At 61.1% G+C, this 23,489-nt stretch carries 20 protein-coding genes; 11 read left to right on the top strand and 9 right to left on the bottom strand.

Features of this window, described 5'->3' with window-relative positions:
- Positions 1-10 precede the first annotated feature (10 nt).
- Complete coding sequence (locus J8C06_RS08205; protein ID WP_211428227.1) at positions 11-2,533, top strand: TonB-dependent receptor; 2,523 nt, start codon at positions 11-13, stop codon at positions 2,531-2,533.
- Between the two features lie 184 nt (positions 2,534-2,717).
- On the opposite strand, the gene J8C06_RS08200 is transcribed toward J8C06_RS08205, so the two are convergent.
- The 6 genes from J8C06_RS08200 to J8C06_RS08175 form a co-directional block, all read right to left on the bottom strand.
- Positions 2,718-3,083, bottom strand: a complete 366-nt coding sequence (locus J8C06_RS08200) for an STAS domain-containing protein (protein WP_211428226.1) — start codon at positions 3,081-3,083, stop codon at positions 2,718-2,720.
- A 79-nt stretch (positions 3,084-3,162) separates the two neighbouring features.
- The gene (locus J8C06_RS08195; protein ID WP_455423692.1) at positions 3,163-3,999 is read right to left on the bottom strand and encodes a TlyA family RNA methyltransferase; all 837 of its coding nucleotides are present in this window, start codon (positions 3,997-3,999) and stop codon (positions 3,163-3,165) included.
- Between the two features lie 27 nt (positions 4,000-4,026).
- Positions 4,027-6,924 carry an excinuclease ABC subunit UvrA gene (uvrA, locus tag J8C06_RS08190; RefSeq protein ID WP_211428224.1) on the bottom strand — a complete coding sequence of 966 codons (2,898 nt, stop codon included), beginning with the start codon at positions 6,922-6,924 and terminating at the stop codon, positions 4,027-4,029.
- Between the two features lie 12 nt (positions 6,925-6,936).
- Positions 6,937-7,479: a peptide-methionine (S)-S-oxide reductase MsrA gene (msrA, locus tag J8C06_RS08185; RefSeq protein ID WP_211428223.1), complete on the bottom strand. Its 543-nt coding sequence runs from the start codon at positions 7,477-7,479 to the stop codon at positions 6,937-6,939.
- 11 nt (positions 7,480-7,490) lie between these two features.
- A complete protein-coding gene (locus tag J8C06_RS08180) occupies positions 7,491-8,399 on the bottom strand; it encodes a cation diffusion facilitator family transporter (protein WP_211428222.1) in 909 nt (302 codons plus the stop codon).
- Between the two features lie 103 nt (positions 8,400-8,502).
- Positions 8,503-9,453, bottom strand: coding sequence for a Uma2 family endonuclease (locus J8C06_RS08175; RefSeq protein WP_211428221.1), 951 nt, complete (start codon positions 9,451-9,453; stop codon positions 8,503-8,505).
- 105 nt (positions 9,454-9,558) lie between these two features.
- Here J8C06_RS08175 and J8C06_RS08170 point away from each other — a divergent pair, with 105 nt between their 5' ends.
- A complete protein-coding gene (locus J8C06_RS08170; protein WP_211428220.1) occupies positions 9,559-9,735 on the top strand; it encodes a hypothetical protein in 177 nt (58 codons plus the stop codon).
- Here the strand turns inward: J8C06_RS08170 and J8C06_RS08165 are convergent.
- Entirely contained in the window at positions 9,732-10,139 is a 408-nt protein-coding gene (locus J8C06_RS08165; protein ID WP_211428219.1) for a hypothetical protein, read from the bottom strand. The genes J8C06_RS08170 and J8C06_RS08165 overlap by 4 nt on opposite strands.
- A 92-nt stretch (positions 10,140-10,231) precedes the next feature.
- Here J8C06_RS08165 and J8C06_RS08160 point away from each other — a divergent pair, with 92 nt between their 5' ends.
- The 6 genes from J8C06_RS08160 (at position 10,232) to J8C06_RS08135 (ending at position 14,734) form a co-directional block, all read left to right on the top strand.
- Positions 10,232-11,413, top strand: a complete 1,182-nt coding sequence (locus J8C06_RS08160) for an acetyl-CoA C-acetyltransferase (protein WP_211428218.1) — start codon at positions 10,232-10,234, stop codon at positions 11,411-11,413.
- Between the two features lie 50 nt (positions 11,414-11,463).
- The gene (locus tag J8C06_RS08155) at positions 11,464-11,823 is read left to right on the top strand and encodes an AtuA-related protein (protein WP_211428217.1); all 360 of its coding nucleotides are present in this window, start codon (positions 11,464-11,466) and stop codon (positions 11,821-11,823) included.
- A 146-nt stretch (positions 11,824-11,969) separates the two neighbouring features.
- On the top strand, positions 11,970-13,457 hold the full coding sequence (locus J8C06_RS08150) for a hypothetical protein (RefSeq protein WP_211428216.1): 1,488 nt from the start codon (positions 11,970-11,972) through the stop codon (positions 13,455-13,457).
- On the top strand, positions 13,454-14,176 hold the full coding sequence (locus J8C06_RS08145; RefSeq protein ID WP_211428215.1) for a response regulator transcription factor: 723 nt from the start codon (positions 13,454-13,456) through the stop codon (positions 14,174-14,176). Before J8C06_RS08150 ends, J8C06_RS08145 begins: the two co-directional genes overlap by 4 nt.
- A 7-nt stretch (positions 14,177-14,183) precedes the next feature.
- Complete coding sequence (locus J8C06_RS08140; protein ID WP_211428214.1) at positions 14,184-14,426, top strand: hypothetical protein; 243 nt, start codon at positions 14,184-14,186, stop codon at positions 14,424-14,426.
- Positions 14,423-14,734: a hypothetical protein gene (locus tag J8C06_RS08135; RefSeq protein WP_211428213.1), complete on the top strand. Its 312-nt coding sequence runs from the start codon at positions 14,423-14,425 to the stop codon at positions 14,732-14,734. Before J8C06_RS08140 ends, J8C06_RS08135 begins: the two co-directional genes overlap by 4 nt.
- A gap of 167 nt (positions 14,735-14,901) precedes the next feature.
- On the opposite strand, the gene J8C06_RS08130 is transcribed toward J8C06_RS08135, so the two are convergent.
- On the bottom strand, positions 14,902-16,461 hold the full coding sequence (locus J8C06_RS08130; RefSeq protein ID WP_211428212.1) for an FAD-dependent thymidylate synthase: 1,560 nt from the start codon (positions 16,459-16,461) through the stop codon (positions 14,902-14,904).
- 27 nt (positions 16,462-16,488) lie between these two features.
- Entirely contained in the window at positions 16,489-17,502 is a 1,014-nt protein-coding gene (locus J8C06_RS08125) for a thiamine pyrophosphate-dependent dehydrogenase E1 component subunit alpha (protein WP_211428211.1), read from the bottom strand.
- Positions 17,503-17,648: 146 nt separating this feature from the next.
- Between J8C06_RS08125 and J8C06_RS08120 the strand changes: the two genes are divergently transcribed.
- The 3 genes from J8C06_RS08120 (at position 17,649) to J8C06_RS15500 (ending at position 23,480) form a co-directional block, all read left to right on the top strand.
- Positions 17,649-21,488, top strand: a complete 3,840-nt coding sequence (locus J8C06_RS08120) for a UvrD-helicase domain-containing protein (protein WP_211428210.1) — start codon at positions 17,649-17,651, stop codon at positions 21,486-21,488.
- Positions 21,489-21,782: 294 nt separating this feature from the next.
- On the top strand, positions 21,783-21,986 hold the full coding sequence (locus tag J8C06_RS08115) for a MerR family transcriptional regulator (RefSeq protein WP_211428209.1): 204 nt from the start codon (positions 21,783-21,785) through the stop codon (positions 21,984-21,986).
- A gap of 3 nt (positions 21,987-21,989) precedes the next feature.
- Entirely contained in the window at positions 21,990-23,480 is a 1,491-nt protein-coding gene (locus J8C06_RS15500) for a type I restriction-modification system subunit M (RefSeq protein ID WP_455423691.1), read from the top strand.
- Positions 23,481-23,489: the final 9 nt, after the last annotated feature.

Here is a 23,489-nt window from a genome sequence, read left to right as displayed (position 1 = left end):
GGGTGATGGTTTGAATACGACTGGGCTCCAGATCATTCGTAGCACACCATTTGACCGCGACACATCGGCGTTCCGGGTGGACTACAACCCAACGGAGCGGCACCATCTCGAGTTCATTTACCGCCAAGCGGGTGAAACGATTGGGCGAACGGATATTGATACGACCTTCAACAATCCGGTCATCGTCAACAATGTTGGTCCGACGAACTTCGGGGCCGCCGCCTGGGTGTGGAATGTTTCGCCGCGTCTCAATAACGAAATTCGGTTTGGGGCTAATTTCACTGCGCCGTTTTTCAATGTGAACCGGTCACAAAATCCAGCTTTCTTTCTGGGTGGACTCCCGTTCACCAACCCGGACGTGACGTTTCTTCCGCAGGGACGTGACACGCAGATTATGACCATCATTGACAATGCTTCACTTCAGCTTGGCGCGCACAATCTTCGCTTTGGCGTGCAGTTCGATTGGCTGAAGGTGCGCCCGGTCAATGATGCCGGTATTGTGCCAACGCTGACGCTCAGTCAGCAGTCACTTGGGGTCGGAGGTAACCCGGCAGCGCTGACGGCGGCTCTCTTTCCGGGCGGCATCAATGTCACGCAGCTTCAGACCGCGAACACCTTTTTGACGCTCTACAGTGGAGCCATTGGCGGGCTATCACGGACGTTCAATGTCAACGCCAGTCGCCCAACGGCGGGGTTTGACCCAACGGCCACCCAGGCGCGCGACCTCCGCTTGAACCAGTTAGGGGCCTACATCACCGACCAGTGGCGGCTTCGCCCCAATCTCACGGTCAATGTCGGCCTGCGGTACGACTATATTACACCGCTGTCCGAAGCCAACGACTTTGCCCTACTACCTGTTCCTGCCGCCGGTGCGACGACAGCGCAAACGCTGCTCAATCCGGGTGGCATTGTCAACTTTGCCGGTCGCTTCTGGCAGCCCGATCGGAATAACTTCGCGCCAAATATCAGCGTTGCCTGGGATATCAAGGGGCTCGGCCAGCCAACCGTCTTGCGTGGCGGCTATTCACTCGCTTACGTCAACGATGAGGCCATCCGCGCAGCCGACAACTCCATTCTGACCAATCCGGGGCTGAGTACGACCCTCGCCCCAACCATTGGGCAGATTCAGGCGGCTGGGCCACGCCTCAGCAATGCCAGTGGACTGATCAACACCCTGCTTGCGCCACCACCGTTCAACGTGCCGTATAGCTACGCCAGCCAGTTTGCCATCACGACCAACACGGCCTTTGGTAGCCCGGACCGGAACCTCCAGACACCGTTTTACCAGCAGTGGAATGTCTCGATCGAACGGGAGATTCTCCGCGACACGGTTCTCACGGTGCGCTATGTCGGCAACCGCAGCACCAACCTGATTCGCGCCGTCGATCTCAATCAGTTGGATATCATCAACAACGGCTTTGCGGCTGATGTTGCGCGCGCGCGAAGCAATGGGTTTCTGGCTTTGGCGGCAACTGGTGTCTTCAACCCGGCCTTCAACTCGTCCATCCCTGGTAGTCAGCCGCTTACCGTGTTTCCCAACTTGGCCAGTGGCGGGCTGCTCACCAACCAAACAATCCGCAACCTCATTCAAACGGGTGAGGCCGGCTCGTTGGCAGGTGTTTATATCACCAACCGCCTGACCGGCAGCGTGGTCTTTCAACCTAACCCAAACACCTTGGCCGCCAACATTCTCAACAACTCCGGCTTCTCCAACTACCACGGGCTACAGGTTGAGTTCCGGCGGCGGTTTGCCAGAAGCATTGTTGGGGACTTCCAGGTTCAGGCCAACTACACCTACAGCAAAACCTTGACCAACACGGCCGGAACAGGCCAGACGCGCTTCGAGGCGCTCCTCGACAACCAGCAGCCATCACTGGAAAACTCACGGGCGCCATTCGACATTCCACATATTTTCAAGGTCAATGGCATCTATGAGCTTCCCTTTGGACAGGGCAAGACGCTCGATCCCGGTAATGGCTTCCTGCGTCGCCTGGTTGGAGGCTTCCAGGTTGGGTTCTTCCTGGAGGTTGGCAGCGGGCCGCCATTTGGCATTTATTCCCGCCGTGGCACCATCAACCGTGTTACGGCTGGGACACGTGGCGATCTCAACACGGTGGATACGACGCTCACCCGCCGTGAGCTACAGCGGCTGGTCGGTATCTACCGTACGCCCCAGGGGCTATTTTTCATCGACCCGCGCGTGATCAACTTTGACGGGCGGGCCGTGCAGCCGGATGGTCAAGCGCCGTTCAACGGGCAGGTGTTTTTCAATCCGGCACCGGGGCGGGCCGGTTCGTTGCAGCGGTTCATTCTCAACGGTCCGCGGCGCTACAATCTTGACATCAACATCGTCAAGCGGACGCCTGTCAACGAGCGGGTCAACACCGAGCTGCGCTTTGAATTCTTCAATGCGTTCAACTCACCGATCTTCAACATCGGTGACCAGAATGTGAACGCGACCAACTTTGGGCGCGTGACCAGTACGTTCAATGGCCCACGCAACATCCAGGTGGCGTTCAAGATCATCTTCTAGCGCGCCGGGTGATGTCGTGAACTTGCCCGTCAGCCAACAGGCTGACGGGCTTTTTTCACCCAGACGCGAGGAAATGACCCCAGTCAGCAGAGGGACGCGATGATTGTGGTTTCACCGGATTGACACAAAGCCTTCAAAAAGCCACGCAAACTAGACGTGCCTGATGTCCCGGTCAGCTTCATCGTCAAGGGGATTGGGTCGAGGTGGGAGAAGATAGAAAACTGGCTACGGCTGCTTCCTCGGTGTCGTAGGTTTCGAGGAGCGAAGACAGCTTGGTGATGTTGAGGATGTCCACAAGGCGGCGCGTTGGGCTGGCCAACTTGAGGCTTCCACCGGCACGCTTGATGGAGGTCATCGCCCGCACGATTTCACCGAGCCCGCTGCTGTCAACATACGGCACGCCGGCCAGGTTGAAGACGACTCGGCGTACGTCCTGAGACAGGAGGCGCGACACGTGCTCCCGCAACAACGCATCGCCATTACCCAGTAGGACGCTCCCTTGTAGTTCGAGGATGAGAATTCCATCTTTTGTGCGCTCATGAATGGTCATCGCGTGTCCGTATCGTTTTGGTATCGTTCGCGGCTTGGGGGAAAGCTGGATAGGCTGAAAAATATCACTCACCAAAACTCTACTGAGCCGACGCGAGATTTTCAAATGAGGCGTCAAGCCTCACATCTGGAAAGAGACCTGCCCAGTCGGTCGGTAACTGATCAGATGGCGCTGATGCTGCACCATAGCGCGCAAACAACAAAAACTCCCGGTTGCCTTCCGCACCAAGGATTGGCGAAGCCATGATCCGCAGTGGTCGGAAACCGGCCCGTGCCGCGGCAACCACAACACCTGCCACGGCCCTGGCGTGCAGGCGCGGGTTGCGGACGATGCCACCCTTGCCGACCTCTGCGCGGCCAACTTCAAACTGCGGTTTGACCAATGAGACCAAGCCTGCTTCGGGCAATGCCAGCGGACCGAGCGCCGGCAAGATATAGCCGAGAGAAATGAATGACACGTCCGCCACGATGACCCCAAACCGTTCCGGAAAGACCGCCGGTGTCAGGTAGCGCGCGTTGACACCTTCGTGTACGACGACCCGCGGATCGCAGCGCAGCTTCCAGGCGAGTTGATGATGACCAACGTCCACGGCATGGACCTGCCGTGCGCCGTGTTGGAGCAGGCAATCCGTGAAACCACCGGTTGATGCGCCGACATCGAGGCAGACTGCCCCGCTCACGTCCAGGTCAAACATCCGCAGCGCGGCTTCGAGCTTCAGCCCACCGCGTCCGACGTAGCGCAGTAGCTCGCCGCGGAGCCGAACCGTCGCATCCGGCGGAACGAGCAGCCCCGGTTTTTCTGCCGGCCGATCATTGATGAGGACCTGCCCGGCCAGAATCAGCGCCTGCGCCTTGTGCCGGGACTCCGCCAAACCGGCTTCTACTAGGTAGCCATCCAAGCGTTGCTTTGCCGCCATCACCTACCGTCTCCAAGCTGCCCATCCCTACGGCCGAGACAGGGTTGTTCGCAAAAAGCGCCCCGTATGTGATGCTTCAACCGCCGCGATCATTTCAGGCGTGCCGACGGCCACCACCTCCCCGCCAGACTCACCGCCTTCGGGCCCAAGGTCAATGACCCAGTCGGCGGTTTTGATGACATCCAGGTTATGCTCAATCACCACCAGCGACGCGCCAGCCGCCAAAAGCCGGTCAAACACCCGCAGCAGGACGGCGACATCGGCAAAGTGCAAGCCCGTGGTGGGTTCATCAAACACGAAGAGCGTTCCTGGTCCCGCCCCTTCGCTGAGATGAGCCGCCAGCTTGAGGCGCTGGGCCTCGCCACCGGAAAGGGTCGTGGCCGGCTGTCCAAGGCGCAAGTAGCCCAAGCCTACGTCATCGAGGACGCGCAGCCGCTCGGTGACTTTGCGGATTCCGTCAAAGTGCGCCAGTGCCTCACGGACCGTCATCTGAAGCACGTCATGGATGGTTTTCCCGCGAAAGTGAACGGCTAGGACTTCGGGGGTGAAGCGCAATCCGTTGCAGGTTTCACAGGGTAATTCGACATCGGCCAGAAACTGCATTTCAATGGTCACGGCTCCGGCCCCCTGGCAGGTTTCGCAGCGACCACCGGGGACGTTGAACGAGAAATGTCCGGCGCTCAATCCCGCGCGGCGCGCCTCCGGCGTCTGGGCAAAGACCTCTCGGATGGCGTCATAGGCCTTGAGATAGGTTGCCGGATTCGACCGTGACGAGCGTCCAATCGGCGACTGGTCAACCACGATGGTTCCGCTGATGTGCGCGCTCCCCGCGAGCGACGCGCACACTGCCGCCGCTGCTTCGGGCGACCCAAGCGCCGGACACAGCACGGCGTGAATGAGCGTGGATTTCCCCGATCCCGAAACGCCGGTCACGCAGGTCAGAACGTCGAGGGGGATGGTGACGTCAATGTGCTTGAGGTTGTGGACGGCTGCTCCGCGTACCTGAATGGCCCGTTGCCACGAGCGTCGCTGCGTCGGGATCGGAATACGCTCATCACCGCGGAGATAAGCCGCCGTCAAAGAATGCCGATCTTGCAGAAGGTCAGGGTAAGCGCCTTGAAACACGACCGTCCCACCTTGCTCACCAGCGCCGGGGCCGATGTCCACGATGTAATCCGCGGCGCGAATGGTCGCTTCATCGTGTTCGACAACCACGACCGTGTTGCCGCTGTCGCGCAACTGCTCAAGGGAGGCGACCAGCCGCGCCGTGTCGCGGGGGTGGAGTCCGACGCTAGGTTCATCGAGCACATACAGCGCGCCGGTCATGGCCGACCCAAGGTGCGTTGCCAGTTGGATACGCTGCGCCTCGCCACCGGAAAGCGTCGAGGCCATGCGATCAAGCGTCAGATAGTCGAGTCCGACATCACTCAGAAAACGTAAGCGGCTGGTAATCTCATCGAGCAGGGGGCTGGCAATCGCCTGTGCCTCCTGGGTAAGGCGCTTGGGTAGTGCCGTAAACCAAGCGAGCGCCTCCCGAATCGAGCCTTGGGTAACCGATGGCAAGTCACGCCCGCCAAGCTGCACCGCGCGCGCCTCACGCCGCAACCGACTGCCACCGCAGTCCGGGCATGTCGTATAGCCACGATACCTGGCCAGGAGCACCCGCGCGTGCAGCTTGTACTTTTTCGTCTCCAGCCAATCAAAGACGCCCCGGATGCCACCCCATTCGCCCCGTGGCTCACCTTCGATGACCAGTCGTTTTTGTTCGGCGGTCAAGTTTCGGAAAGGCGTCTGCCAAGGGATGCCATGACGTTGGCAAGCCGCCAGGAGTTCTTGCTTTGCCCAGGTGAGTTGAGGTTTTTCAAAAGCGTCAACCGCGCCTTCGGCGAGCGACCGCGCCGCGTCGGGAATGACTTTGGCTAGGTCCATCCCAATCGTGCTGCCAAATCCCTGGCAGGTTGGGCAAGCGCCGTAGGGATTATTGAAACTAAACAAGCTCGGCTCAGGGATGGGGTAAGCCAGTTGACAGGCCTTGCAAGCAAATGCCTCGCCATAGCGCAAAACGATTGGGTCAGGACTGACGACGTGAATCCCCATATCGCCGTGGCCTTCACGAAAGGCCATTTCCACCGAATCCGCCAGCCGGGAAGCGACATCGGGGCGCACGACGAGCCGATCCACAATCACTTCGACGCCATCGAGCGTCAGGTTGGGGAAGTCGTCTGGGGTGTTGAGTTCAAGCGGCTGTCCGTTGACGAGCAAGCGCCGAAACCCCCGCTGAAGCAAGCTCATCAGGTGCGCCGTCGTCTGCAACCGGGTGTCTGCTACCTGCTTTTTGCTCAACCGCTTTGCTTTGGCTGTCGGGGGAGCGTCGTTTGTTGGGGCGTGGAGAGGAAAGCTAACGTAAAAACGCGCTCCTTCGGGCAAGCGCAGCACATCTTCACAAACCGACTGTGGGGTGTCGCGCCGAACGCGCCCGCCACACCGAAGGCAATACACTTCACCGGCACGGGCGTAGAGCAGCCGGAGGTAATCGTAAATCTCGGTCTGGGTGGCGACGGTTGAGCGGGGTTGGCGAGTTTGGTTTTTTTGCTGAACGGCGATAGACGGGCAAATGCCCGAAATCTCATCCACATCGGGTTTTGGGAGGCGCTCCAAAAACTGCCGGGCGTAGGCCGAAAGAGACTCGACGTAGCGCCGATAGCCCTCCGCGTAGAGCGTATCAAACGCCAGCGATGACTTGCCTGACCCGCTGACACCGGTGATAACCGTCAGTTTTTCGTAGGGGATGGCAACCGTGATGTTTTTGAGGTTGTGGACGCGCGCCCCACGCACCACCAGGGGTTCTTCGGCAGTGATTGATGGCTCTGCGACTGTTGGTTGGATGGGTGAGGTTGGCGCAAGTGGCGTGGCGGCGTCGGGCATGGGCGTGGAACGTTATGCCTTGACTTTGTCAAGAAACTGCTTGCGGAACTTGGCGACCTTCGGGGCCACCACCGCCAGGCAATAAGGTTGGTAAGGGTTTCGGGCGAAGTAATCCTGATGGTACGCCTCAGCCGGGTAGAAATTCCGCAGTGGCTCGATTTCGGTCACAATTGGCGCATCAAAGACCTGCTGGGCGGTCAAATCCGCGACCACCTGGGTTGCTGTCTCGTGCTGCGCCGGCGTGCGGTAGTAAATGCCCGAACGGTACTGCGTGCCGACATCCGCGCCCTGTCGGTTGAGGGTCGTTGGATCATGGATGACGAAGAAGACTTCGAGCAGTTCTCGATAGCTCACAACACTCGGATCAAAAGTGATTTCGACAGCCTCGGCGTAGCCAGTTTCACCAGTACAGACTTGGCGGTAGGTCGGGTTGGGCGTCTCACCATTGGCATAGCCGGAAACCACCTTTTCAACGCCACGTACGTCAAGGTACACCGCTTCAAGACACCAGAAACAGCCACCAGCCAGAACGGCAACATCACGCGCTTCATTCATAGCAAGACTCCTTACGAGGTCACGGCGTCCGCCGCCGCAGGTTCAGCCGGCTCAAGGTGAATCGTGATGTGGGTGATGCCGTGGGCCTGCCGAATTTGTTCTTCCAAAAGGTCACTGGTTGCGTGGGCGCGGCGCAAGTCGTTGTGCCGGAAAACCAGGGTTAGTTCAGCAAAACCGTGTGCCCCGCGTCCCCGTGACCGAACGTAACGGACATCCACCACATCGGGATGTTGCCGTGCCAGGGCAATGAGGTCTGCGCTGTCCACGGCGGCGGCATCCATCAGTTCATTGATGGCGGTAACCAGAACGTGATACGCGCCCCAGCCAACGGCCGCCACGACGACCAACGCGGCCACGGGGTCGAGCCAAGCCCAGCCGACCCCTATCCCCACCAACCCGACCAGGACGCCCAGCGTGACATACACATCACTCAGTGTGTGCTGGGCATCCGCAAGCAAAAAGGTGCTTCCCAGACGGCGGCCGGCGCACCGCTCATACCAGACGACCGCCAAGTTGATGGCCAGCGTGCCAAGCATGATGGCAAATGTCAGCGGCGTCAGTGTGACTGGTGTGACAACGCCTGACCAAAGCCGGAGCGCGGCTTCACGTCCAATTTCGTAGGCCATCAGTCCCATCAGGGCCGCAACGACAAAAGCCCCAATCGGTTCGAGTTTGGCATGGCCGTAGGGATGCTCCCGGTCGGGTGGTTTGGCCGCCGCCCGGATGAGCCAGACGCCAATCAGATTATTGGCCGCATCGGTGAGTGAGTGAACGGCATCGCTCAGGACGGCAAGCGAGTTGGCCTGCCATCCGGCAATGGCTTTGGCTGCGACCACCAGCAGGTTTGCAACCAGGAGCGTCCAAAGAACGCGCCGGACGGCCGCCGAGGCTAGTGAAGCGTGGACATCCGCAGCAGCCATAGGCAGTCAGTGTACGGTTACACCTCACGCGGCATGAAACCCCAACACTTGCGCGACAAGGTGAAGCCGGTTTGAGCACTTCAGAAAAGCATTGCGCGCACCGTCAGGACTTTGTACCCGGTGACGCTTGGTGTTGGGCGCGAAGACGGGCCAGTTCAGCCTCAAGGGCGGCGCGGGCCTGGCGTTCGGCTTCAGCGCGGGCTTCGGCGGCTTGCATCCGGGCTTCAGCGTCAAGTTTGGCCTGGCGTTCGGCTGCGGCGCGGGCTTCGGCGTCAAGCTTGGCTTGGCGTTCGGCTGCGGCGCGGGCTTCGGCATCAAGCTTGGCCTGGCGTTCGGCTTCGGCGCGGGTTTCGGCATCAAGCTTGGCCTGGTGTTCGGCTGCGGCGCGGGCTTCGGCATCGAGCCGCGCCGACCGCTCCGCTGCCAGCCGCTCCACCTCCGCCCGGGCCACCTCATCCGCCGTCTCCCCACCCAGCACTCCATCCACCGCAATCGCCACGCCACCAAGCGCCTCCAGACTCATTACCTCCCCACTGCCGTAGGTCAGCACCTCCGCATACCTCCCCTCCCCTACAACCGGCCGCCGACACACCACCACCCGATCCTGCCGCGTGTCCACGATCACGTACTCCCCAATCCCACGCCGCCCATACTCCGTCCGCTTCGCCTCGTAATCATCCCGCCAGTTCGTACTCGTCACCTCCACCACCAGCACCGCCGCCGCCAACGCCAGCCGCACCACCCCATCCGCCGCTTCCGGCGTCCGCGGATCGCCCACCGCTTTGTGGCATACCACGATGTCGGGAATGCGCACCGTATCGGTTTCTGTCTGTACCCCAAGCACGGTCGCGGTGTAGGGCAGGTCGCGCTCGGCAATCACCCAGTTGAAGCGGGTCAACAGCGCCGTGACGATGGCCTGGTGGCGTTTGGAGGGGGCGGGCATCTCAACCGGGATACCTCGGACAAGCTCATAGCGGCGGTCAGGCTCACCGTAGGCAAGAAACTCTTCAAGGGTCAAGCGGCGGGGTGGCGCCAGGACAACGGGTGCGGACATAGCAAAGTTCTCCCAACCGGCAACAACCAGAGCGTGAACGCCCTGGTGCGCAGTGTGCCGGAGACCTTCTGCCGGTTGCAAGGGGGGCAAAAGGCGGAATGAACAATGGCAATGGATTCTGGCAATCCCTGCCTTGCAGGCTGCCAGCCCCACGCCCCGGAGGACACGAAGCTATCGCTCACTGCCGGGGTAGCCAGCCGGGATTTTTTTCAAGCTTACCTTCAAGAGAATCCGCCATCCCCATCGTTTCTGGGGATTTTCCCGTCCCCGATGTGTGGCTAGGCGCTGCGTTCAATCCAAGTCGTTGCCTGGTCAGGGACAGCCCGGCGCAACGGGAACATCAAAATCCGCGACATGTCTGGTTCCAGCGGTGACTTGGCCGGCGCAAACTTGGTCTTGACGATAGCAGCCAGCGCCTCAAGGGTCGGATTCGTGCTTGGGGTTCCGGTTGTCTTCCACAGCACGATTCGCCGCGCCGGGTCAAACGCCGTGAGCATGGTCGGCAGCCCATCGCGGCCGTCGGTCAGGGTGTAACGTATGCCGTCGTCATCCGCCACAAAGCGTGTCACCGGAGCCACCGCGACCGGGCGCCAAGCAAGCTCGCCGCATCGGGTGCGGGCTTCCACCTGAAGAACGCCTTCTCCTGCCAGTTTGGTCATCGAAAGATAGGTGTGTCCACCAACCATGCTTTACTCCAAGATAACGACCATAGTCTGCGAGTGCCAACTTGGCATATACTACGCCAACGTCATTATTCTTCTGCGAGAAATCATCCACAATGCTTACTCCCGTCATTCTTTCTGCGGCTCGTCTCCCGATTGGGAAGTTTCAAGGTTCACTCAAGCCCTGTACCGCTCCAGAACTGGGCGCAAGGGCCGTCCGCGCTGCCATCGAGCGCGCCGGTATTGATGCCGTCCAGGTGGATGAAGTCGTCATGGGGTGCGTTCTCCAGGCCGGACTTGGGCAGAACCCAGCCCGCCAAGCGGCGCTTGGCGCCGGATTGCCGCCCGCCGTTGCCGCGCTGACGGTCAATCAAGTCTGTGGTTCGGGGCTGCGGGCTGTGATGCTGGCAGCGCAGTCAGTTCAGGCTGGCGACGCCGAGTTTGTCGTCGCTGGCGGCATGGAATCCATGACCAACGCGCCTTACGTGCTGCCGAAAGCGCGGGAAGGCTACCGCATGGGGCACGGCGAACTCCTCGATGCGATGATTCACGATGGTCTGTGGTGCGCCTTTGAAAACTGGCACATGGGCTGCACGGCCGAAGTGGTCGCCGAACGCTATGGCATTTCACGCGAAGCCCAGGACGCTTTCGCGGTCGGTTCGCAAGCCAAGGCAATTGCCGCGCAGCAGGCCGGCGCATTTCAGGCCGAGATTGAGCCGGTGACCATCCCCCAGCGGAAAGGCGAGCCGGTGGTCTTTGCCGTTGACGAAGGCCCGCGCGCCGACGCCACGGCCGCGATGCTGATGAAACTCAAGCCGGCTTTCCAGCCAGACGGGACTGTTACCGCTGGCAATGCCTCGACCATCAATGACGGCGCGGCAGCGGTTGTCGTCACTTCGGCGGCCCAGGCGGAACGCTTAGGCCGCCAACCGCTAGGGCGCATTGTTGCTCAGGCCATGAGCGGCATTGAGCCGAAGCTGATTATGATGGCCCCGGTCGAAGCGACACGGCGGGTGCTTGCCAAAGCTGGTTGGCGAGTGGATGACGTGGATTTGTTCGAGTTCAATGAAGCGTTTGCGGCGCAGGCCATTGCCGTCACACAGGAGGTGGGTGCTGATCCAGCCAAGGTCAACGTCAACGGTGGCGCGATCGCGCTGGGGCATCCGATTGGCGCCAGTGGCGCGCGCATTCTCGTGACACTCCTTCATGCGCTGCAAGCGCGCCAGGCTAAACGGGGCGTCGCCGCTCTGTGTTTGGGAGGTGGCAATGCCGTGGCGCTGGCGGTTGAGCGTGATTAGCAGGCTTGGCACGACCCCAAGCATAGAAAGCTCGGTTTGAGGCACTCACCATGCACGTGAAGTTATTCGACATTGCCCACGCGCGTTCAGGGGATAAAGGCGATACATCAAACATCGGCCTCATCGCGCGCCGTCCAGAGTTTTATCCGGTCTTGCGCGAGCAAGTCACGGCAGAGCGCGTCAAGGCACACTTCGCCGAACTTTGCCAAGGCCCGGTCGAACGCCACGAGCTGCCCAATCTGGAGGCACTCAACTTCCTGCTTCATAAGTCCCTTGGCGGGGGTGGGACGGTGTCCCTGCGAAGTGACGCGCAAGGGAAAACCTATAGCACGGCGCTGCTCCGGATGGAGGTCGAGTTGCCAGCCGCGCTGGCTGGTCTGGTCAACCAGACAGATTCATCAGACAGATAGCGCAGACTGGCCGCACTGAGGCTGATGTCCATCAGGGGCGTGGGTGAGACCAGTGTTGGCTACACAATCGTACGTTCTCATGCGTCACACATGTCGTCCGCATGTGTTACACTAGCTTCACATTTTACGGCGTACATAACAGCTCCATGGATCGGTTCACCACGCTTGAAGCCTTCGTCGTTGGCGTCGAAGACCACACGACACTTCTGAAGCTCTACCTTGAGCGCGTGCGTCGCGCGCCCCATAACCCGGCGTACTTTCTGGCCGTCTGTGAGCATACGGATGAACTGCTCACGGCCGTCCGGGAACTGCGCCGCGCACCGAGCGGACTGCCAGAGCACCTCATGGAAGGGATCGAGGCTCTGCTGGCGCTGGCCGAGGCGGCGGCTGACCTTGCCCTCCGCTTGGCAAGCTTTGGTCCAGAACGACAAACCGCGGCGCTGGATGGCTTGGTTCAGTCCACCGCCTGCTTCGTGGATGTGGTGCGGGCCTTCAGCGATTCCTCCCGCCCGGTGGACGTTTCACTGGCGCGCCAGCTCACCCAGCGCCTCCACGGATTGCTTACGGTCGTTCCCCCCTCGATGCCAAGTCCGACCACCACGCAGTCTGCCCGGCGGATCACCACGGAAGTGACCTTTGACGGGAATGAAGACCCATTCGACGACTTGGCTGTGGATATTGACGATGACTTCCTTGACGACGTGATTGGAAGTCTCGAAGGCGCATTTGACGCTGTGGTGCATCCGACGTCGGAATTTGCGTTGCCTGAAGGCGCCTGGCGCACAGACGCGACCGAAGCTGGTGTCCCGGACGAAGTTCGGCAGTTGTTTACCGATATTGCGGCCGGTTACATCCAACCTATCAAGGATTTTATCGTCGAGTTGCGCAAAGGCAGCTTTGCCCGCGATTGGCTGGAAGCCTGCCGGCCGGCCGTCGTCAACTTACGCCGGGCGTCAGCCTCGATTGATTTCATAGACCTGAGCGGTCGGCTAGAGCGATTCGAGGCAGCGCTCCTGCAAGATCGCAGTGAAGGCGACCGTCGCCGTTATGGGCGGCACTGGAAGCTTCGGGTCCTGAGCGCCTATGCTGATCTGGAGGAATACCTCCCCAGCGCTTTCTTTATCCCGATGGCGGAGGCTTCATCCGAAAGCATTGTCGTGACGACCTTACTCAAGCAAGTCGAAGGCGTTGGGCAGCGGACGATTCAAAAGCTCTTTGCGGCGGGCATGTCTCGGATCGAAAGCTACACGACCGGACTGCCGAGCGATATTGCTTTGGCGGCTGGCATCAAGCGCGTTCTGGCGGAACGGATTTGTGCCCGGTTCCGGGATCACTTGCGCACCCGTGAGTCCAGTGATGCCGACCTCGAGACGCGCTTTCTTGGCCTGGTTGAAGAACTCAAGCAACGGCAGTTCGAGTTCAAGCGAGCCACCCTCGAAGCGTGGTATCGCCGTACGGATTCCACCGAGAAAAAGCACTGCCGCAAGTTGCGCCAGCAAGTCATGTGGCAGATCAACATCGTGCTGGTTGAGCTTGAGCAGCTTGACGTTCTCCACGAAATCAGAAACGCCGTTTTTGACAAGCGCATCCGGCGGCTAGAGGTATTGGCGGCTGCCTTTGTGAAGCAGCCATGAGTATCCTTCGCCACCAAACCATTCTCTTTATTGGTAGTGACTCGGAAACGGGGCAGCTCATCGAGAAGACACTCAGCTTGGCCGGCTACCAAGTGACGGTCTTCCCAGACCCGGATGCCGCTCGCCCGCATTGCAACCCGCCCCCCACGCTGGTCATCGTGGATACCACGCCGGGCATTGGTGAGTTAGCCCCGGCGCGGCTCATGCGCGAACAGCTTGTCACCACGCCAATCATTGCACTGACTCGCCTGCCTGACGAAGTGCTCTCGCGTGCCATGGAGCGACTGCGGCTGTCGTCGCTCGTCAAACCTGTGACGCCGGCACTGCTTTTGGCAACGGTTGCCGACGAAATTGAATGGGCGGAAAATCAGGGCACGCACACGCGCATCACCTCACCGCTGGAAACCCTTGAAATCAGTGAAGACTTGGTACTGCTGTTGAGCGATCCCAAGCTCGCCCCACGGCTCGATGTACCTTATCGCCGGACCCCTGCGTTGGAAGCCGCGCTGGAAGCCGCCCATCTATCGCCTTCAAATATCGCCCTTTTTGATTTATTCGACGGCCAGAGCACCTTGGCCGACATTCTTGCCGGCCTCCCGCACATCGAGCCGAAGATACTGCTCCTGGCAACGTACCTCGTTCGGGTGGGCTGGCTCGTCCCGTGGACAGGTCCGCTTTCACCGGACAAGGTTTCAACGCCGACCTCCGAGAGCGTATGATGGCACCATGATGGTTGACGTAATTCTTTGGTCCAAGGAAGTTGAGCTGCGTGGATTGCCCCGCGAGCTTGAAACCGAGTACGAAGGACGTGGCGCGTTTTGGGTGACTCGTGGCTTACGTATGACCCGCGGCTTGTTTGAGTGCCTTGAAATCGAACACCCTGAACTCACCTTCCGAAAATACGAAGTGCCTTCGCTATCCAGTGCCGACAAATCGGCCACGCTTGCCCATGAGGACGTGTCAGCATGACGCCGCGGATTGAGTCAATGAACAAGATGCTGGCTGCCAATCCCGACAACCTGATGGCACACTACGGATTGGCAAATGAGTATTGGAAACTGTCTGACTATGCGGCCGTCATAAAGCACCTGACGGCTTATCTCGCCGGGAGTGATGATCAGGGGGCCGGCTACCGCCTGCTTGGGCAGGCCTATCAGCGACTAGGCGACTTCGAGGCAGCCCGGGCAGCCTGGCGACAGGGACAGCAAGCCGCCGAGCGTCATGGCCATCCCACCATGGCGGCGGAACTCGGCGAACTCATTGCCGATTTGGGTTGACATCATTCTGCCTTGCTTTCACAGGCAGGAATGCCCGTGTCACTTTCACAGGCAGGAATGCCCGTGTCACTTTCACAGGCAGGAATGCCCGTGCCACTTTCACAGGCAGGAATGCCCGTGCCACTTTCACAGGCAGGAATGCCTGTGCCACCTCGTCTTGCAGGGCGCTAAAAGGTGCGTCGGTAGTCGTCAATATCCAACTTCCAGACCCGCACGCCGCAAAACCGCTCGCCTTCCGGGCAAATCGGACGCGCGCCAGCCACCGCCCGCTGGCCACAGGGTGGCAGCAACCACCGCCCAATCCGGGGGTTGATGGCTCGAATCTGCTGCGCTTCTTCGACCGATGCCCGCCAGATTTCTTCCTGCGCCAAATAGCACAGCCGCATGCGGTGCTTGTGGTGCAAGTTGAGCAGGTCGGATGACTCGGTAAAGCGAATGGAGACCGCATTGGGCAAAAGGTACGCTGCGTCCGCCGCCGAAACACCCAGCGCCTTGAGTCGGTCAATCGCTTCCCACGTCCGTGCCATCGTTTCACGGTACATCCGTTCCACCCGTGCATCGAGTTGAACCAAGACCGGTGTTTCATAGTCCGGCTCCGTGTCGAGGTGCCCGGTCAGGAGCGGACGCGAACCCGGCGTCATACGATGGCGCTGATCTTGTGAATCCGCCGTGTGACTCAACTTCTTGCGAAAGGTATAGCCCGGATGTGCCAGTGCCCGCGTGAGCTTGGCATGGGTAGTCAGGTTGAGACTTTCGCCCAGCAAGCGGTTTCGGGCCGGATCAAGCACCATCCGGATTGCGTCGTCGTCAGAAAGCGCCGTGATGGGCAATCCCAGCACTTCGCGCGCACTGTCGGCCAGAAGCTGTTCATTGCGCGCCTTCCAGTCCACCAGCCGCGAGACGTAGCCACCAAGCGATTGGTCAAAATCACGGCGAAAGATGCGCCGCTGTCCATCCCCATTGCCCCACTCAGCAAAGGCGAACTCGCCGATGGCTTCCGGTGGCAATGGCGCTTCCAGGACAGTTTGGTAGAGCGGATCATGCGCCAGGAGCGCCTCGACCATCGCCCCCACGACCGCCCGCGTTTCGTCTGGCGCGTCGTGCTGCTCACATAACCGCCAGTAGCGCAGCAGCGTTATCCCCGAAACCGTATGGTAAAGATACGCAAACGTCGCCACCGGCAGCACGTAGCGGGCCGCCTCCATCGCGCGCTTGGTAATCTTGCTGCGCACCTTCGGATGTGCCGGGTCATGCTTTGAAAACAACTTGCGGTACTCTGCCGTTACGACGGGGCGGAGCGCCTCAATCAGCGTTTCATAGGCGCTGAACTGCTGGGCGATGGCGGCCTCGTAAACCGCTAATGCCTCGCCGGAAAGCGCCGGAATGAAGTACGTCCCCGGTTTGACCGGGACGTACCGCTGACTCACCTGCTCGGAGTTGTAAAACGGGTGGGCGTGCAGAAAGCTCCAAATGAACTGCCGCGAGACATTGGCCAGCGCGAATTGAAAGTGCGCATGCTGGTAGGTCGTGTGATGGCCGGCTTCGTAAATGCTCCGGGCCAACGGCTCGAAACCTTCCTGGATGTCCTCGTCACGGACCAGCCCACGGGCGGAGTAGCAGGTGCGCGCCGTGGCAATGACGTTTTTGAAGGGCGTCGGAAACGCCTTCGTCAGGCTGACCAGCGGAGGCGCTGACCGAAATGAAACCGATGGGCGAGCGGCAGCCATACCAAGTTCCCTGCGCGTTGCGTGGTGTCAGGAGGCATATACATCGAGGAGTGCTGAAGCCGGCTCCGGCATCGGGTTTGCCTCAGCAAAGGCAACATCTTCATCGAGCTGCCGGGTAATGCGGTTCGTGATGGCGGTGAGATCGTCCGGCGTCGCCAATCCGCAATCGAGCAAATACCGCTCATAGCGCGCCAGCGGGTCTCTGGCCGCCCAGGCCGCGAGCAGTTCCTTGGGAACGTACCGCTGGTCGTCATGCTCGGCGTGGCCCTTCATCCGAAAGGTGACGGCTTCAATGAGCGTCACTCCGCCACCGGCGCGGGCGTGTTCGACGGCGCGGCGGGTGACATCGTACACGGCCAAGACGTCGTTCCCATCCACGCGCTCACCCCGGACGCCAAAGCCAACGGCCTTGTCCACAATCCGCTCAACGGCCATTTGTTTCTTCGTCGGCGTGGAGTAGGCATAGCCGTTGTTTTCAACGATCACGACAACCGGTAGGCGCTGGACGGCGGCAAAGTTCAGGCCTTCCGCAAAGGCGCCCGTCGAGGAAGCCCCGTCACCCATGTACACCAGGCAGACGCGCGGTTCGCGGCGGAGCCGGGACGCCAGCGCCACGCCGCACATGACGGGCAACATGTCGCCGAGGTGCGAAATCGGCCCAATGAAGCCGCGTCGTAGGTCTGCGTAGTGAATCTGTAAATCCCGTCCACGGGTTGGGCTATCGCGCTTGGCCATGTACTGCAAAAGCAGCTCACGGGGCGTGGCGTCTAAAACCAGCATTGCCCCCAAGTCGCGGATGAGCGGCGCAATCATGTCGTTTTTGGACTTATCCAAGGCGTACGCGCTGCCCACGGCGGTCGCTTCCTGGCCGAGTGAGCGGTACAAGCCGCCAACGACCTTCGTCTGCCGGTATAGGTTGACGAGCCGCTCTTCCAGCAGCCGGGTCAGCTTCAGGTAGTGGTAAATTTCAAGTTGTTGTTCGGTAGAAAGGGTTGGGTGCGGCGCAACGGCCGGCGATGAGTCGAGGGTTTCAAGCGACATGGCGCGGGTTTCGTGAAGCCTTGTGAGAATTTGCGTGCCGACTATAACCCAACCCGCGGCCGGCATGTACATGTGGCAGCATTTGGTTCAAAGTATATGTCCATCCTTTGCGCCTGGCTGTGCCTCATCCATAACCTCGGTTCCCAATGACGATTGCGCTTGATCCCACGACCGGTTTCACCCCCGCCCAGCAACGCGCTGTCGAAACGCTCGACGGCTCAGTTGTGGTGACAGCCGGACCCGGCGCCGGAAAAACCCGCGTCCTGACCGAGCGGTTTCTGCGCTTGCTCGAACAGCCAGGCGTCGGCGTCGAAAACATCGTGGCCATTACCTTCACCAACAAAGCGGCCAATGAAATGCGCGAACGCATCCGGCAACGTATCGAGGCCCGGATTGCAGCTCATCTCGGCACGGGAGCCGAACTTCAGTGGCGGCAGCGCAAGCGCCAGCTCGAAGCGGCCGCCATCGGCACTATTCACGGGTTTTGTTCCCGGCTGCTGCGGGAGTTCCCGCTCGAAGCCGGGGTTGACCCCTACTTTTCGACGCTGGATGAATACACCGCGACGGCTCTCCTCGATTTGGCTGCCCAACAGGTGGTGACGGCCGAGATTGATAGCGGTGGACCGTTGGCGGCCGAGCTGGTGGCGGCCTATGGCCGGGCCGAACTCGTCGCCGCCCTCAAGCAGGTATTCAACCAACTGCGCAGTCTAGGGGTGACGCTGGATGAAGCCGAACACTTGACCCGGCAAAAGACGTTGACCCCTGATGATTATGAGAAGCGCTACCGGGAAACCGACGGCTGGGTAGAAGCCTTGCGGACGCTGGTTGTGGAGGAAGGGCAGCCCCAAAAGCCATCCAAAACACTCGAGGCGGCTCAACGCTTCCTGGAAGCCTGGGCGCAAGAGCGTGACCTGATTGAGCCGGCTCCGACACCGGAACAGATGCCGGCCTTCCTGGCTGCGCTGGCGCGTCTGCGGGCGGCGCTGCCGGACGCGCGCGGTAAGTTCAGCCAACCGGTCAAGTCACTCCAGGCCTGGCTGGGGACACGCAGCCAAGGCGGCGGTCAGCTCGAGGCCGCTTACTTGGACGTGTGCGCGCGCGATTACCAGCAGGTGGTTTTCAAGCTGCTGCGCGGCATAGATTTTCTCTACAGCCAGGCGAAACGTGAGTCGGCGGCGCTCGACTTTGAGGATTTGCAGCTCAGGGCGCGCCATCTGCTTGGGTCGGAAGACATCCGGCGGCGCGTCCGTCTGCGTTATCGCCACTTTTTGGTGGATGAGTTCCAGGATACCAACCACCTTCAGCGGGACATTCTGGATGCCCTTGGCGCGGCCGCCGGGCCGTGTTCGGGGCAGACGTTTTTCTTTGTCGGCGACCGGAAGCAATCCATTTACGCTTTCCGGGGGGCGGAGGTCGAGGTTTTCGATGAAGTCCTGAAAGCGGCGGCAGCGCAGGGGGGCAAGCATCTCCGCCTGGATGTCAACTTCCGTAGCGATCCCCGCCTGGTTGCTTTCTTCAATGCCTTCTTCAGCCGCGTGATGCAGCTCCCGGCCGGGAGCGAGCCGAGTCAACTGTATCGGAGCGGCTTCGTGGATTATGAGCCGGGGCAGGCCTTTCGTCCGCCGCTCGATGCTGAACGCCCGGCTGTGGCGTTTCTCTACACAGCCGTCCCAAAGCCCGAACAGGGACGGTCACCCTACGACGACTCACGACGTGACATCGAGGCAGCGCGACTGGCGGATTACGTCCGCCATCTGGTGGAAGCACAGGTTCCGCTGGTCAACACGGCAGATGGGAAGCCGCGTCCGCCGACCTACCGCGACATGGCGCTGTTGCTGGGCGCGCTGACGGATGTCAAAGCCTACGAACGCGCCTTCCGCCGGGCCGGCGTGCCGTGCTACATCGTGGCCGGCCACGGTTTTTACGGGCGGCCGGAAGTCAACGACTTGCTGACGTTGCTGGAGTTTCTTGACAACCGCGCCGACGACATCGCCCTGGCTGGCGTCTTGCGGTCGCCGTTGTTTGGGCTGTCGGATGAAACCTTGCTGCGGTTGCGCTGGGCGGCTGGTGAAAGCGTGGCGCGCCGGTCATCGCTTTACAGTGACCTACGCCTGGAAGCGCGGCAAAAAAAAGCGGCGCTCCCGGACGACCAGCGCCCGTTGCTGGAAGAGGCGGTAACGATTCTGGACGAGCTGCTGGCCGTCCGAAACCGGTTGCCGCTCCCGACCCTGCTCGAACAGGTCATTCGCCGAACCGGCTACGATATTGTCTGCGCGGCGGCTGAAGACGGCCCGCAACGGTTGTCGAATCTCGACAAGCTCGTGTCACTGGCCCGTGGGTTCGCGCGCCGTGAAGCGCACCTGCTGCGCGATTTCGTCAGTTACATCCGTGAATTTCGCCGCCTTGACGCCCGCGAGGCCGAAGCCCAGCTCGAACTCGGCCTCGACGCCGTGGCGCTCCTGACGATCCACAAGTCGAAGGGGCTGGAGTTCCCGATTGTGTTGCTCCCGGATTTGCAGCGTCGGTGGCATCAAACGTCCGGTCGGTTCGTTTTTGAGCGCAACGGCGGGCTGGGTTTTGAGATTCCAGACACGTTGGGCGGTTTGCGCCAAACCGAAATGAAGGCGCAGGTACTCAAGTGGCTTGAGCGCCGGGAGCAGTTTGAGCGGATGCGCCAGTTGTACGTCGCCATGACGCGCGCGCAGGACTACCTAGTGCTTTCGGCCGCCGAAGAAGCCACTGACCGAAGTCCGGCCGAAGGCTCTGCCCGGTGTTTTCTGGATTGGATCAAAGCCACGCTGCCACTGCCCGCTGAGCCGGTTGTGACGACGCTTGCTCTGGATGACGCGCAGGTGGCCTTTCTGGGTACGGATGCGCCGGACCGTCCCGCGCCCGCGCCGTCCGCTCCGGTTGTGGATGAGCCACCCAGTCGAGCGGTCTTCGTCAAGCAGGCAGAACGTGACGCCCGGCAGCGCGAACGCGACCGGCGCAACCTCATCCGTGACCTTGACGACCAACTGGCGCCCATCCAGCCCGACCCGGCCGCGGCCAGTGGTTGGTATCGCTACACGGCGCGTCAGTTGGCCAGTTTCGCCAACTGTCCGCGGCAATACTACTTCGCGCGATTGTTGCACCCGCTTGGGGAAGACGTCGTTGGCGGCGCGCGGCCGGACGAAGACGTTGAGCGCCCGGAAGCCGAGGCGCGGCTGGCGCCGGCCGCGCGTGGGCTGATCATTCATCGGTTGTGCGAAACCCTGGAGCCCGAGGATGAGACTCCGGCGGCGCTGCGTCGGGCACTGCACGCTGCGATTACCTTTCTGCGCGCCGCCGGCCATCTGGAAGCCGTCACGCTGGATGATGACGCCATCTTGCGGGATGTATGGTGGCTGGCGCAGCGGTACGCCCAGAGTGCGATGCGCCGGCAGATTGATACCGTACGGCGCGCCTCCCGCACGGATGCGCGTTATGCCATTTGGAACGAGCGCGAATTCATCGTGCGATGCGATGCGGCGCTGCTGGTGGGCGTGATGGACAAGGTACTGGTGACGCCGTCCGCGACCGGATCGGGCGTGACGGCCCATGTGGTGGATTTCAAGACCAATGCGTTCAAGGCCAGGCCCGCCGAGCCGGGCTTTGAAGCCGAACTGGCCGAAAAGGTCGCCCAGTACCGGCTTCAGTTACAGACCTATGCGCTGGCGCTGTGGGAGCTGACGCCAAACGTTCGGGAAGTACGCGCGACGCTGCACTTTCTTGCTCCAGACCGCAGCTTCGAGCTGCCACTGGAGCAGGTCACCCGCGCCGCCGTCCGGCGGGTGGTCGGGAACACCGTCCAGGAGTTGATCGCGATTCAGACGTTTGCCGCCACCGACGTTCAAGCCAAGCCGGGCGCGCGGTGTTTGGTGTGTCGTTACGCGGCGGTTTGCGCCGATGCCCTTCGTGAAGAGCCGGTCGCCGACCGCCAAGCCGACGCCCCACCGCGATTGTAGGCCTTGGTTTTCACGAAAGACCGGCCGTGGGCGACAGACCCGGCGCTCACCGACCTCGAGACAGGAACGGCCGAGAACAGCGAAGCAGGGTGGCTATGATTCAAAGCCGCAAAATCGGCTTCGCGTCCCATTGCTTTGTCCGAATTTTCCGAACTCTCTGCTCTTGTGAGCCAAGCGGCGGGAACGTCCGGCCTCCCAGACATAGTTCACCCAGCAAAACCCGTGCAAAAGGTTGTGGACTGGAATTGTGGCAGGTATCTTCCTGCCTGTCCTCGCTCAGTCAGGAACTGAAAGATGACAAAGCTGAGTAGCTACGTGAAGATCGCCGAGGCTGCGCGGCTACCGGACGTCTCGCGCAACATACTGCGGCGGTGGGCGGCTGTACCCGGCAAGGTGAAGGCGCATCGCCACCGGGCTAACCACTATCTGCGGCTCGAACAGGCTGAAATGGAGGTCTTTTTGCGGATGGTCGAGCGGCCGGCACGACACGGGGAGTGACCGATGGCATTGAAGAAATCCGAACTCTACTCGTCGCTCTGGTCGAGCTGCGACGAACTCCGCGGCGGCATGGACGCCAGCCAGTACAAGGATTACGTCCTCGTGCTGCTGTTCATCAAGTACGTCAGCGACAAGTACGCCGGCCAGCCGTTCGCGCCGATCACCATTCCCCAAGGCGCGTCCTTCGCTGACATGGTCGCCCTCAAGGGCAGGGCCGACATCGGCGACCAAATCAACAAGAAGATCATTGCCCCGCTGGCGTCGGCCAACAAGCTGTCCGACATGCCGGACTTCAACGACGCCACCAAGCTCGGCAGCGGCAAGGAGATGGTCGAGCGGCTGACCAATCTCATTGCCATCTTCGAGAACAAAGCCCTCGACTTCTCGAAGAACCGGGCCGACGGCGACGACATCCTTGGCGACGCCTACGAGTACCTGATGCGGCACTTCGCCACCGAAAGCGGTAAGAGCAAGGGGCAGTTCTACACCCCGGCCGAGGTCAGCCGCGTCATGGCCCAGATTCTTGGCATCCGCACCGCCAAGACGAGTGCCAGCACCACCGTCTATGACCCGACGTGCGGCTCCGGATCGCTGCTGCTGAAGGTCGGCGACGAGGCTGCTACTGCCGTCACGCTCTACGGCCAGGAGAAGGACGCCACCACCAGCGGCCTGGCCCGCATGAACCTGATCCTGCACAACCAGCCGACCGCCCTCATCGTGCAGGGCAACACGCTCACCGATCCCAAGTTCAAGGATGGCGACGCCCTCAAGACCTTCGACTACGTCGTCGCCAATCCGCCGTTCTCCGACAAACGTTGGAGCACCGGCCTCGACCCCGCCAACGATCCGTTCGATCGCTTCGCCGCTTTCGGTATCCCGCCCGCCAAGCAGGGAGATTACGCCTACCTGCTGCACATCGTCCGCTCGCTCAAGAGCACCGGCCGCGGCGCGTGCATCCTACCGCACGGCGTGCTGTTTCGCGGCAACGCCGAGGCCGTCATCCGTGAGAAGCTCGTCCGCAAGGGGTACATCCAAGGCATCATCGGTCTGCCGCCGAACCTGTTCTACGGCACCGGCATACCCGCCTGCATCGTCGTCATAGACAAGGCCGGGGCGACGGATCAGCGACCGGTCTTCCTCATCGACGCCAGCGGCGGCTTCATGAAGGACGGGCCGAAGAACCGCCTCCGCGACCAGGACATCCACAAGATCGTGGACGTGTTCACTCGGCAGATCGAGGTACCGCGCTTCTCCCGGCTGGTCCCCTTCGACGAGATCGCCAAGAACGACTTCAACCTGAACCTGCCGCGCTACATCGACAGCCAAACGCCCAAGGACATCCAGGACATCGCCGGCCATCTGCAAGGCGGTATTCCCGACCGCGACGTGAACGCCCTGGCCCCATACTGGGCCGTCTGCCCCGGACTGCGCGATGCACTATTTCAGCCGCTTCGCCCCGGCTATTTTCAATTCGCCCCGGCTATTTTCAATTAGCCATTCCTC

Source organism: Chloracidobacterium validum (genome assembly GCF_018304825.1).
Taxonomy (GTDB): Bacteria; Acidobacteriota; Blastocatellia; order Chloracidobacteriales; family Chloracidobacteriaceae; genus Chloracidobacterium; species Chloracidobacterium validum.
The sequence above is the reverse complement of the archived record's forward strand: the minus strand, read 5'-3'. Positions and strand labels throughout refer to the sequence as shown.

Bases quoted from the DNA above. Each gene is read 5' to 3' on its own strand.
- J8C06_RS08165 (WP_211428219.1), bottom strand. From the start codon at position 10,139: ATGGTTGGTGGACACACCTATCTTTCGATGACCAAACTGGCAGGAGAA.
- J8C06_RS08200 (WP_211428226.1), bottom strand. From the start codon at position 3,083: ATGACCATTCATGAGCGCACAAAAGATGGAATTCTCATCCTCGAACTA.
- J8C06_RS08175 (WP_211428221.1), bottom strand. From the start codon at position 9,453: ATGTCCGCACCCGTTGTCCTGGCGCCACCCCGCCGCTTGACCCTTGAA.
- J8C06_RS08180 (WP_211428222.1), bottom strand. From the start codon at position 8,399: ATGGCTGCTGCGGATGTCCACGCTTCACTAGCCTCGGCGGCCGTCCGG.
- J8C06_RS08120 (WP_211428210.1), top strand. From the start codon at position 17,649: ATGACGATTGCGCTTGATCCCACGACCGGTTTCACCCCCGCCCAGCAA.
- J8C06_RS08140 (WP_211428214.1), top strand. From the start codon at position 14,184: ATGATGGTTGACGTAATTCTTTGGTCCAAGGAAGTTGAGCTGCGTGGA.
- J8C06_RS08170 (WP_211428220.1), top strand. From the start codon at position 9,559: ATGGCAATGGATTCTGGCAATCCCTGCCTTGCAGGCTGCCAGCCCCAC.
- J8C06_RS08130 (WP_211428212.1), bottom strand. From the start codon at position 16,461: ATGGCTGCCGCTCGCCCATCGGTTTCATTTCGGTCAGCGCCTCCGCTG.
- J8C06_RS08160 (WP_211428218.1), top strand. From the start codon at position 10,232: ATGCTTACTCCCGTCATTCTTTCTGCGGCTCGTCTCCCGATTGGGAAG.
- uvrA (WP_211428224.1), bottom strand. From the start codon at position 6,924: ATGCCCGACGCCGCCACGCCACTTGCGCCAACCTCACCCATCCAACCA.
- J8C06_RS08125 (WP_211428211.1), bottom strand. From the start codon at position 17,502: ATGTCGCTTGAAACCCTCGACTCATCGCCGGCCGTTGCGCCGCACCCA.
- J8C06_RS08115 (WP_211428209.1), top strand. From the start codon at position 21,783: ATGACAAAGCTGAGTAGCTACGTGAAGATCGCCGAGGCTGCGCGGCTA.
- J8C06_RS08145 (WP_211428215.1), top strand. From the start codon at position 13,454: ATGAGTATCCTTCGCCACCAAACCATTCTCTTTATTGGTAGTGACTCG.
- J8C06_RS08150 (WP_211428216.1), top strand. From the start codon at position 11,970: ATGGATCGGTTCACCACGCTTGAAGCCTTCGTCGTTGGCGTCGAAGAC.
- J8C06_RS08195 (WP_455423692.1), bottom strand. From the start codon at position 3,999: ATGGCGGCAAAGCAACGCTTGGATGGCTACCTAGTAGAAGCCGGTTTG.
- J8C06_RS08155 (WP_211428217.1), top strand. From the start codon at position 11,464: ATGCACGTGAAGTTATTCGACATTGCCCACGCGCGTTCAGGGGATAAA.
- J8C06_RS15500 (WP_455423691.1), top strand. From the start codon at position 21,990: ATGGCATTGAAGAAATCCGAACTCTACTCGTCGCTCTGGTCGAGCTGC.
- J8C06_RS08135 (WP_211428213.1), top strand. From the start codon at position 14,423: ATGACGCCGCGGATTGAGTCAATGAACAAGATGCTGGCTGCCAATCCC.
- msrA (WP_211428223.1), bottom strand. From the start codon at position 7,479: ATGAATGAAGCGCGTGATGTTGCCGTTCTGGCTGGTGGCTGTTTCTGG.